12 protein-coding genes and 1 pseudogene are annotated in these 9316 nt (G+C 29.6%); all 13 read left to right on the top strand.

What is annotated here, in order from left to right; all coding sequences use genetic code 11:
• Positions 1-1180, top strand: a pseudogene (locus IR152_RS09915) (phage tail tape measure protein); the annotation flags it as partial.
• Positions 1181-1260: 80 nt separating this feature from the next.
• The gene (locus IR152_RS09910) at positions 1261-2034 is read left to right on the top strand and encodes a hypothetical protein (RefSeq protein WP_227451693.1); all 774 of its coding nucleotides are present in this window, start codon (positions 1261-1263) and stop codon (positions 2032-2034) included.
• 238 nt (positions 2035-2272) lie between these two features.
• Positions 2273-2455, top strand: coding sequence for a hypothetical protein (locus IR152_RS09905; RefSeq protein ID WP_167640255.1), 183 nt, complete (start codon positions 2273-2275; stop codon positions 2453-2455).
• Between the two features lie 121 nt (positions 2456-2576).
• Entirely contained in the window at positions 2577-3395 is an 819-nt protein-coding gene (locus tag IR152_RS09900) for a Bro-N domain-containing protein (RefSeq protein WP_227451692.1), read from the top strand.
• Between the two features lie 54 nt (positions 3396-3449).
• Complete coding sequence (locus IR152_RS09895; protein WP_021395734.1) at positions 3450-3617, top strand: hypothetical protein; 168 nt, start codon at positions 3450-3452, stop codon at positions 3615-3617.
• A gap of 533 nt (positions 3618-4150) precedes the next feature.
• Entirely contained in the window at positions 4151-4822 is a 672-nt protein-coding gene (locus IR152_RS09890) for a LysM peptidoglycan-binding domain-containing protein (RefSeq protein ID WP_227451691.1), read from the top strand.
• On the top strand, positions 4819-5781 hold the full coding sequence (locus tag IR152_RS09885; protein ID WP_227451690.1) for an XkdQ: 963 nt from the start codon (positions 4819-4821) through the stop codon (positions 5779-5781). Before IR152_RS09890 ends, IR152_RS09885 begins: the two co-directional genes overlap by 4 nt.
• A complete protein-coding gene (locus tag IR152_RS09880) occupies positions 5774-6139 on the top strand; it encodes a hypothetical protein (RefSeq protein WP_227451689.1) in 366 nt (121 codons plus the stop codon). The genes IR152_RS09885 and IR152_RS09880 overlap by 8 nt, the downstream gene beginning before the upstream one ends.
• Positions 6114-6572 (top strand): DUF2634 domain-containing protein, encoded by a 459-nt coding sequence (locus IR152_RS09875; protein WP_227451688.1) that lies wholly within the window; start codon positions 6114-6116, stop codon positions 6570-6572. The genes IR152_RS09880 and IR152_RS09875 overlap by 26 nt, the downstream gene beginning before the upstream one ends.
• A gap of 8 nt (positions 6573-6580) precedes the next feature.
• The gene (locus tag IR152_RS09870) at positions 6581-7717 is read left to right on the top strand and encodes a baseplate J/gp47 family protein (protein ID WP_227451687.1); all 1137 of its coding nucleotides are present in this window, start codon (positions 6581-6583) and stop codon (positions 7715-7717) included.
• Positions 7714-8484: a putative phage tail protein gene (locus tag IR152_RS09865; RefSeq protein ID WP_227451686.1), complete on the top strand. Its 771-nt coding sequence runs from the start codon at positions 7714-7716 to the stop codon at positions 8482-8484. Before IR152_RS09870 ends, IR152_RS09865 begins: the two co-directional genes overlap by 4 nt.
• 2 nt (positions 8485-8486) lie before the next feature.
• Positions 8487-8867, top strand: coding sequence for a phage tail protein (locus IR152_RS09860; RefSeq protein ID WP_227451685.1), 381 nt, complete (start codon positions 8487-8489; stop codon positions 8865-8867).
• Positions 8868-8878: 11 nt separating this feature from the next.
• Positions 8879-9307, top strand: coding sequence for a hypothetical protein (locus IR152_RS09855; protein ID WP_227451684.1), 429 nt, complete (start codon positions 8879-8881; stop codon positions 9305-9307).
• Positions 9308-9316: the final 9 nt, after the last annotated feature.

Raw genomic sequence — 9316 nt, 5'->3', positions numbered from 1 at the left:
AAATCTGAATAATCTAGGAATAGAAGGACCAAAAGTTTTAGAAACTGTAAGGAGTATCTTTGCTCAAGCATCTTCACAAATACAAGGTTCAGCTTCTCAAACAGCACAACAAGCGAATCAAGAAGTAGCCAATGCTCTAACACAAGAAAACCCAGCTGTGCAACAGGCAGGGCAACAATTAGGTACAGATTTGACTAATGGTGTAGTAAATGGAGTACAGGCGGGAGTGCCAGTTGTACAGCAAAAAAGTAATGAACTGGCTACTGTTGCACAAAATGGAGTAACAAATGCTGTAAATAGTGCAACTCCTCAAATTGATAATAGCAATCTTACAAATGGTATAGACACAGCATTTAACCAAGCTACTGCAACGGTTCAGCAAGGAGCGACTAATATGTACAACGGAGCTAAACAAAGCTTTACACAACTAGCACAAATAGGCAAAGAAGCAGGTTCAAGTCTTTATAATGGTGCAACAACTTCTTTTAATATGTTAGCAACAAACGTTAGAGTAGCATGTAGTAGTATGTACAATGGAGCTAAAACATCTTTTACAAGCTTAAGCAGTTCAGCAATAAGTGCCATTTCTGCTATGTGTAGTTCTGTAGTAAGTCAAGTTAGTGCTATGTCGAGTCAAGTTATCAGTTATTGGGATAGTGTAAGAGCAACAGTTTCAGCACCAATTTCTGCGTCTTTTAATGTTAAGACTACCCAAACAACTGTCAAAAGAACCGTGAATGAAAGTAGCGGTGGAATACTAAGTAATATATTTGGTCATTTTGCAAATGGTGGAGTTGCAAGTAAACCGTCCATATGTGGAGAGGATGGAGCTGAAATGGTAATTCCATTATCAAGTGCTAGGAGAAGTCGAGCTGTAGGATTATATGAGGAAACAGGCAAGATGTTAGGTTTAAGTTCAACTCATTCTCAAAAAATCGGAGGAAGCTATTCCAATGTTGTAAATAATGTTAGACAATTTCCTCTCACAAATGTTTTAGATACAGATAATAAAGAATATAGAGAAGTTACGCCAAATAGTGTTAATTCTTCTAATAACACTATAAATTTAGGTGGAATATCTATCAATATTCAAAATGCTGATAACAAGGAAGAAATGATACAAGAAATATTATCTCAAGTAGAAAGTGAAATAAGAGAAGCATTACAAGATATTGGATAATGTCGAATTTTTGTTAAAAAAATCCTTCTCATAAATGATATAATATTGTTAAAATATGCAAATTTGTGAGGGGAAATTTTATGTGGCAGAAATTTAAAAACCTAAATATTGTTACGAGAATTATTATAGCTCTTATGGCTATATGTTTTTTTCCGATTACACTTGTGGTTTTTTCAATCGAATTCTTAGTGAAAGCTATCCAAAATAAAAATAAAGGTAAGATAGTCTTAGGATGTTTTTTAGCATTATTAACATTAAGTTGTGCTAGGACTGTTTATCTTACAAGAGATTTAGATGATAAAAATTTTACTCAAGTCAATCAAGTTTCTAGCAATAAAGATAAAGAAGATGCTGAAAAGAAAGAGGAAGAAGAAAAAGTTCAAACAAAGCAACAAAAAAAAGAGGAAGAAGCTATAAAATTAGCACAAGAAAAACAAAATAGTGAAAATGCTGAAAAACAAGCTCAAGCAGAACAAACTAAAAAAGATGAACTTGTGAAAAAGCTAGAAACATATGAAAGTATATATTTAATGATTCCTGCTAGTATAAAAGAAACATCAGAATCTAATAATGCTTTTGAGTTGCAAAAAACATTTTCAACAGGAAGAGATGTAGCTTCAAAATGTTGGCAAGAGCTAGGTGATTTAAAAGATAAATATAGCACTGAATCAAATGAATATAAAGCTATACAAAACTTGCAATTAGCATTTTTCGTGGTAAAAGATGCGTGTAAAAATGGAATAAAATATTTAGACAAAAATGAGTACAAATATTATGAGAAATATGAGAAAAATTGCAGTGAGGCTGGTGCATGGTATAGTGATTTTGTAACCTTCAAAGAACTAATTAAATAGAAAAAAGAAAGCACTTACTTTTATGGTAGGTGCTTTTATTTTGCTCAAATTACCTAACTTAGAAGTTGCTAAGTACAACTTTTGAGAATTATACAATATAAAAATGAACTAAAGTGATTGATTTTGCTCAAGTTGGTCGGTTGGGTAAAATAATTAGAAAAAATTAGTAAAAACTCTTGATTTATTGTACGTACTATAATATAATTTAAGTACGGACAATAAAAAGAGAGGTGATAAGATGTCCAATAAAATAGGCAGACCACCAAAAGAAAATTCCAAAAAATTAAGATTTGAAGTTAGACTTAACCAAGAGCAAGCTGATATATTGAATGAGTGTGCTGAAAATCTTAAAATATCTAAAACAGATGTTGTAATTAGAGGAATTGAATTGGTGAAAGAGAAGCTTGACAAAAACAAATAAAAAACAGCCGCTGCACCGACCAAAGCACTTGCGACTGTTTCCCAAAGAAGTTACCTTCTATGAAATATATTCTATCATAGTAAGGGACTTCTTACAATTAAATTTCAAGGAGGATTTTACTATGAATGAATTAATGAATTTTGAAGGAAAAGAGATTGAGATATTTGAATATAATGGGCAAGTTTTATTTAATCCATATGATTGTGGAAAATGTTTAGAGTTAAGTGATAGTGCAATAAGAAATCATTTATCTAAAATGAATGATACTCAAGCTGTATTATTAAAAAATTCTAATGTCCTAGATAAGGACTTTAGAAAATTACATAACACGGGTGAAAAGTTTTTAACAGAGAGTGGAGTATATAAGTTAATATTTAAATCTCAGAAAGAAGAAGCAGAAAAATTCCAAGATTGGGTGAGTGACGAAGTTTTACCAACCATTCGACAAACTGGTGCATACATAACTGATAATGCTAATCCCGAAAAACTAAGAGAAAAAGCAAGTGAGCTTGAAAAACTGCGACTGGCTTATAATAGTACATCTATGTTAAAAGAGTTGCTAGACAATGCAGGCTTTGACAATAAATCTAAGTTACTTACAGCAAAGACATTATATAAAAGGGCAGGAATTGATTTACCAATCGAGATAGATGAAGAAGAACATTATTTTGATACAAAACAAATAGCATCTAAACTGAAAATATATTCTAAGAGTAATAAACCAGCTCAGATGGCTATTTGTGAAATTATTAAAAAGATAAAATTAGAAGAAAATGAAGTTAAGGGAGTTTGGGAAACAAATGGTTCTTGGACTGGTACTGTAAATAAATATACAAAAAGTGTAATAGATAAGATTAGCAAATGGATAGAGGAAAATAATAGACCTGCTAAGATACAAGGTGAAAAGAAGAATTATCATGTGGTTTATAAGATTGAGTAAATGATATTGTATTAAATAATTTATTTTAGTTTGGTTTTGAGGGGGATTAATACAATGTATGAACGTTTACTTGATATATGTGGTTCAAATAATATAGACAGATTTATGGAAACTGCTATTATACTAAAACAATTAAGAGAAATAAATCCAAAAAAGTTTCATGAATTATTGAATATAATAGATGAACATTATGAAATACAACAAGAGAAAAATAATAATTAAATAATATACTAAAAAACACTTACTTAGGTAGGTGTTTTTTTAATGAAAGGATGTGATTATAATACAAAAAGTAATAAATAGGTAAAATATGTAAGAATTATATGTTATAATATTCATGCAAGGAAAATAATGATTGAAAAGTGTAAGAGTAGTTATTTCCATATTAAACGCCAAATTCCATAGTGGAAGGAGGTGAAACAATATGGTGATAAATTTTTTATTAAGTGTACTAGCTGGTGTTGTATCAGCTTTTATATACGAGAAAATAAAAAACTACTCAAACGCCAATAAGAGTAGTTTAAAAAAGTAATTAATTTTTAATCTGAATTGGAAATAACTGCTCTTGTATAAAGTAAACTATTATTTCCTTGCTTTTATTATAGCATAAATTAGAAAAAATATGCAAATAAATAAACAATGCTTATTAAATTTAATAGGCATTGTTTTTATTTTAATATTAAATAAGGAAGTGAATATATGATGAGAAAACTGCGGTGTAATGTTCAAAAATATTTTAGAAAGGAAGTGATAGTTTGGTAATAGACATATATCTAAAAAATGAAAAAGAAAAAATAGATTTCCATTTTCCAGTTAATCCACTTGATAGTTTATCTATAAAGAAAGAAAAAAGATTTGAAACTGTTGATATAGTGAATTTAGGTGAATTTGACATTAAAAAAGAAGGAGAGAAGATAAGAGAAATATCATTCAAGACATTCTTACCCAACTTATATGATGCTTCTTATTGCAGATATAGCGAGTTAAAAAATCCAATCGAAGTAGTTACAATGCTTGAAAAATGGGTAGACCAAGCCGAACCTCTAAGACTTATTATAACTGGTTTTGGCTACAATGGATTAGTTACAATATCTAGTTTTAGCAATACTCAAACAGCAGGAAGAGAAGAAGATAGAGACATTGAGATAACATTTAGAACTTACAGAGAATTGAAGATAGAGACATTAAAAAAAGAAACTAAAAGTAATACTAAAACAGATTTAAAAGACAATAGACCTAATACTCAAACTAAATCTAAAATATATACAGTTACATCTAAAGATACATTGTGGAGCATTGCAAAGAAATTTTTAGGCAAAGGTTCAAGGTGGAAAGAGATTTATAATATACCTGAAAATAAAAAAACTATTGGCAAAAATCCAAATGTGATTAAAAAAGGACAAAAGTTGGTGATACCTAGCAAATGAAAATAATACTAAATGGAAAATATGACATTGCAAATTTTAATGAAGGAATAACATTAAGTGAAGCTATAGATGGAGTTGCATATAAAATGGATGTATCCTTAATAGAAACTAAAACTTTGCAAGATATAAATATTAAAAAAGGTGATAAAATAGTTCTAATTGACATTGCGTATGAGAGTAAAAAAGAAGAAACAATCTTTGATGGAGTCATATGGGAAACTAGAAGAAGCGAAAAGAGTAAGAAACTAACATTGTCTTGCAGAGAAAGAACAGTCTATATGGAAGAATCAGAAGAACAATATAGTTTTAAAGAAAATACAGCAACACAGAGAATTGAATACTACTGTAAACAATGGAATATACCTTACTACAATCTAGCTAATACAGGGAAGAAACTTGCTAAAGTAATACATAAGACTAACATACTAGATATGATTAAAAAAGACTTAAAAGAAACAGCTAGTAAGGGTGGAGATTTATTTAGAGTAAGAATGGATAATAAATTAAAATTATTTAAGCTTGGAACTAATGCAAATGTATATAAATTAGATAGTATATTAGAAGATGCAAACTTTACAAGTAGTTTTAATGATGCAGTAACAAGTGTAAAAGTGTTAGGTAAGAGTAAAGATGAAAATACAAAAGCACCTATAATTGGAACATACAAAAAGGACTCAGACAAATATGGAACACTACAAAAGATTAAACAAGATGAAAAGATAAAAAATGCAAAAGAAGCTAAGAAAGCAGCAGAAGCAATGTTTAATAGTGGAGAAGAAACAATAAGTGTAGATTGCGTAGTAGACATAAACAGAATAAGAGCAGGTGACAAGGTATCTCTAAAAGGAAAAGAATACTATGTTATAGATGTTACTCATACATTAGACTCTACGCCAAAAATGAAGCTGAATATAGGGACTTTAGAGTATATAAGGAGGAAGTTTTATACTAATGACTGATGCTAGATTTAATGGAGTTGCTAGAATATTAAAAGAAAAAATGAATAAGAGTGTGACAAATGGCATTTTTGGAATAGGTTGTTCACTTGCAGAAATAACAACAAATGGTCTTAAAGTAAGTGGTTATAAAGATGAAATACAAGATTATTTAGTATTAGAGAATTTAACCTTGAAAGAGGATTATTTTACTCTTTCAGATGAAATGTTAGGCGCAGAATATAGACATAAACATAAAATAGAAACTCCAAAAGAATTAAAACCATTGGCTATAGGAGATAATGTATTAGTAGCCGTTATGGGAGCTGAATTTGTAGTAATTGGGAGGGTTGTAAATGCCAAACCTATTTCCACGAAATGAAGCTTTTGAAACTATAGAATTAAAAAATAATAATGAAAATGAGCTGGACCTAAAAGGTTCTTTTTTATTTGATTTTATAAAAGGAGAATTTGTCAAAAATGCAGATGGAACATTAAAAAAATGTGATAAAGTTCAAGCATATAAACAATGGTGTCAAAAAGCTATATTAACACCTAGATATAAAAGGTTAGCTTATTCTAATGCATATGGAAGTGAAATAAAAGATTTAATTGCTAGTAACTTATCCCAAAGTGCTAAAGAGCTTGAAATATCTAGGTTAATAAAAGAAACTATTTTAGTTCATCCTTACACAAAAGAAGTAAGAGAATTTAGTTTTAATTGGTTGGAGAATAGCAGGTTAGTAGAGTATGAATTTAATGTATTGACAATAGATGATGAAAATATAACTATAAATGGAAACATAAAAAGGTAGGTGATTATATGGAAAGAGAACTACCTATACCAGTATTTTTAACGGAAGATGAAGAAGCAATACACGAAAGAATGTTAAGTAACTTTCAAGATGTTTCTATTTTGGAAGGCGATTTTGTTTATGATGCAACAAGACCTACAGCAGAACAAATAGCTGAATTAAAACAACTAGGATTACAAAATAATTTAAAGATTGCATTCCCTCAAACTAGCTATGGAGAATACCTAGAATGGTTGGGAGAATGTAAAGGAGTATTTAAAAATCAAGCAACTAAATCGGTTGGAGTTATTACTTTTACAGGTATACAAGGAACTATAATTACAAAAGGAACTATAGTAACTACTGTTGCAACTGATGAAAAGCAGAGTATAGAGTTTGAGCTTCTTGAAACTAAAACTATAGGAGAAAATGAAACAGTAGATATTAAAGCAGAATGTAGAGAAACTGGAACTATAGGAAATGTATCTAAAGGTAGTATATCTGTTTTATTAGGTTCTATTAATGGGATTAAATCTGTTACTAATAAAGAAGATTTCAAAGGTGGGACAGATATAGAAGACGAAGAACATTTTAGAGAAAGAGTTCTTGTAGCGGAGCAAGAAGACAAACTTAGTGGAGCTAGTTCAGATTATATAAGATGGGCTAAAGAAGTAGATGGAGTTGGATATGCTTATGTAGTTTCCGAATGGAATGGAGCAGGGACAGTAAAAGTATTAATACTAGATAAAAATAGAAAAGCAGCAACACAAGAATTAATAGATAAAGTTCAAGAATATATATATCCATTAAATGTATCAGAAGGAGAAAATAGAGATGGGAAAGCTCCCATCGGTGCATTAGTTACAGTTGTGACACCTGACACACTACTTATTAATGTAAAAGCTAGTTTTATATTTAGTAACAGTTTTAGTGAAGAAACAGTATTAAACAATCTAAAATCTAAGATAGACAAATATTTAGATAAGATTGATTTAGGTGGAACAGTCTCATACAATGCTATACAGGCAATAGTAGGTTCTATGATGTTGACAGACGAAGGCATACAAGACTTTTCTAATCTTACTATAAATGATGTAAAAGAAAATATAAAATTACAAGACCAAGTGGTCGGAGTAGGGGAAATAGTTAACGAGGTGGTTGGATGATAGCTTCTAAAAAAGGTAAAGAAATGCTTCTTACATTATCACCAATATATGAACAATCTATTATAATGCAAAGCTTATATGAAGCTATAGGAAGCGAATTTGATAATCTAGAGTTATTAAATAAAGAAATAGAATTACAGTTATTTCCTCAAACTTCTACATGGGGACTTGAATTTTGGGAAAATAGAGTAGGTTTATCTACTAATATAGATGAAGATATAGAAACTAGAAGAAGAAAAGTCATTGCTAAGCTTCAAATGAAATATATTGTTAATCCAAGCCGATTAGCAACTATAATAAAGAGCTATACTGGTACAGATGTCTATATAAAAGAAGATATAGCTCCATACACTTTTAAAGTAACTGCTAATGTAGATGATGTTATTAATTATGAAGATTTCAAATATATAACAAATAAAACTAAACCAAGCCACCTTCATTGGATGCCTTCTTTTGCGCTTAAATTTACAGATATAGAAAAGTTCGAGGTAAAGATGGTTAATCGAATGTTTATAGATTTTAGAGGAAATATAAGTAATTTTTTAGATGGTATGTGGTTACTAAATGGTAGTAAGAATTTAAGTGCTTATATACTTTATCATGAACCAATAAGCTTAAACATGAAAAATAAGTTATTTATAAAAGAAAGTGAAGTATTTACAAATATTAAAATAATTATTAAAAAGAATTTATACTATCTAAATGGGATAGAGGTATTAAATGGGAATAAACTGCTTAATGCAGAATTAAGAGAGGAAGTGTTATAAGTATGGCAAATGCAGTAACAACAGACATTGCAAGACAAAAAATGTGTAAAGCTCGAGCAGGTGATATAACATTACCTATTATAGTGTCCATGGCATTTGGAGATGGAGGAATTGGGAACGATGGAACTCCAATAGCTCCACTTTCAAGTGATACAGAATTAAAAAGTGAAGTGTTTAGAAAAGATATAGAAAATTATATATATCCAGTTCCGACTACTTGTAGATATTCAACTACTTTATTAAAAAATGAAGCAGAAGGAAAAAATATAAGTGAAATAGGTCTAATAGATTCAGATGGAGATTTAATAGCAATCAAAACTTTTGGTAATAAGTATAAAGATAGTGATATGGAAATGGTGTTTCAGATAGATGATGGGTTCTAGGAGGTGAATAAATGACTGATGAATTAAATTTTAATAATGAAATAGAAGAATATTTAATAACTACACCAGCTCATGCGAATGAGTTCAATAAAAGACAAAATAGTTTACTTGAAAATGATAAGTATTTAAATAATAAAATTGATACAACTAAAACAGAGTTAACAACCAACATAGAAACTGCTAATACAGAGATTAACAATAAAATAGGTGATACAACACTACTTGAAACAACAGATAAAACAAATATAGTTAGTGCAATAAATGAGGTAAAAACTAGTGTGGATAGTATAGAAACAACAGCAGAGAAAACAAGTTATAATAATGCAACAAGTAAACTTACTGCTACTACTGTGCAAGGAGCAATAGATGAAGTTGTTAGAAAAATAGAAAATTTCAATGAGGTTAATATATCTATACAAAATGATATGTTACCTATTTAAGATGGGGGA

It is taken from the genome of Clostridioides sp. ES-S-0108-01 (assembly GCF_020662285.1).
Classification (GTDB): domain Bacteria; phylum Bacillota; class Clostridia; order Peptostreptococcales; family Peptostreptococcaceae; genus Clostridioides.
Note: the sequence above shows the minus strand (reverse complement) of the source record. Positions and strands in the feature narration are given on the sequence as shown.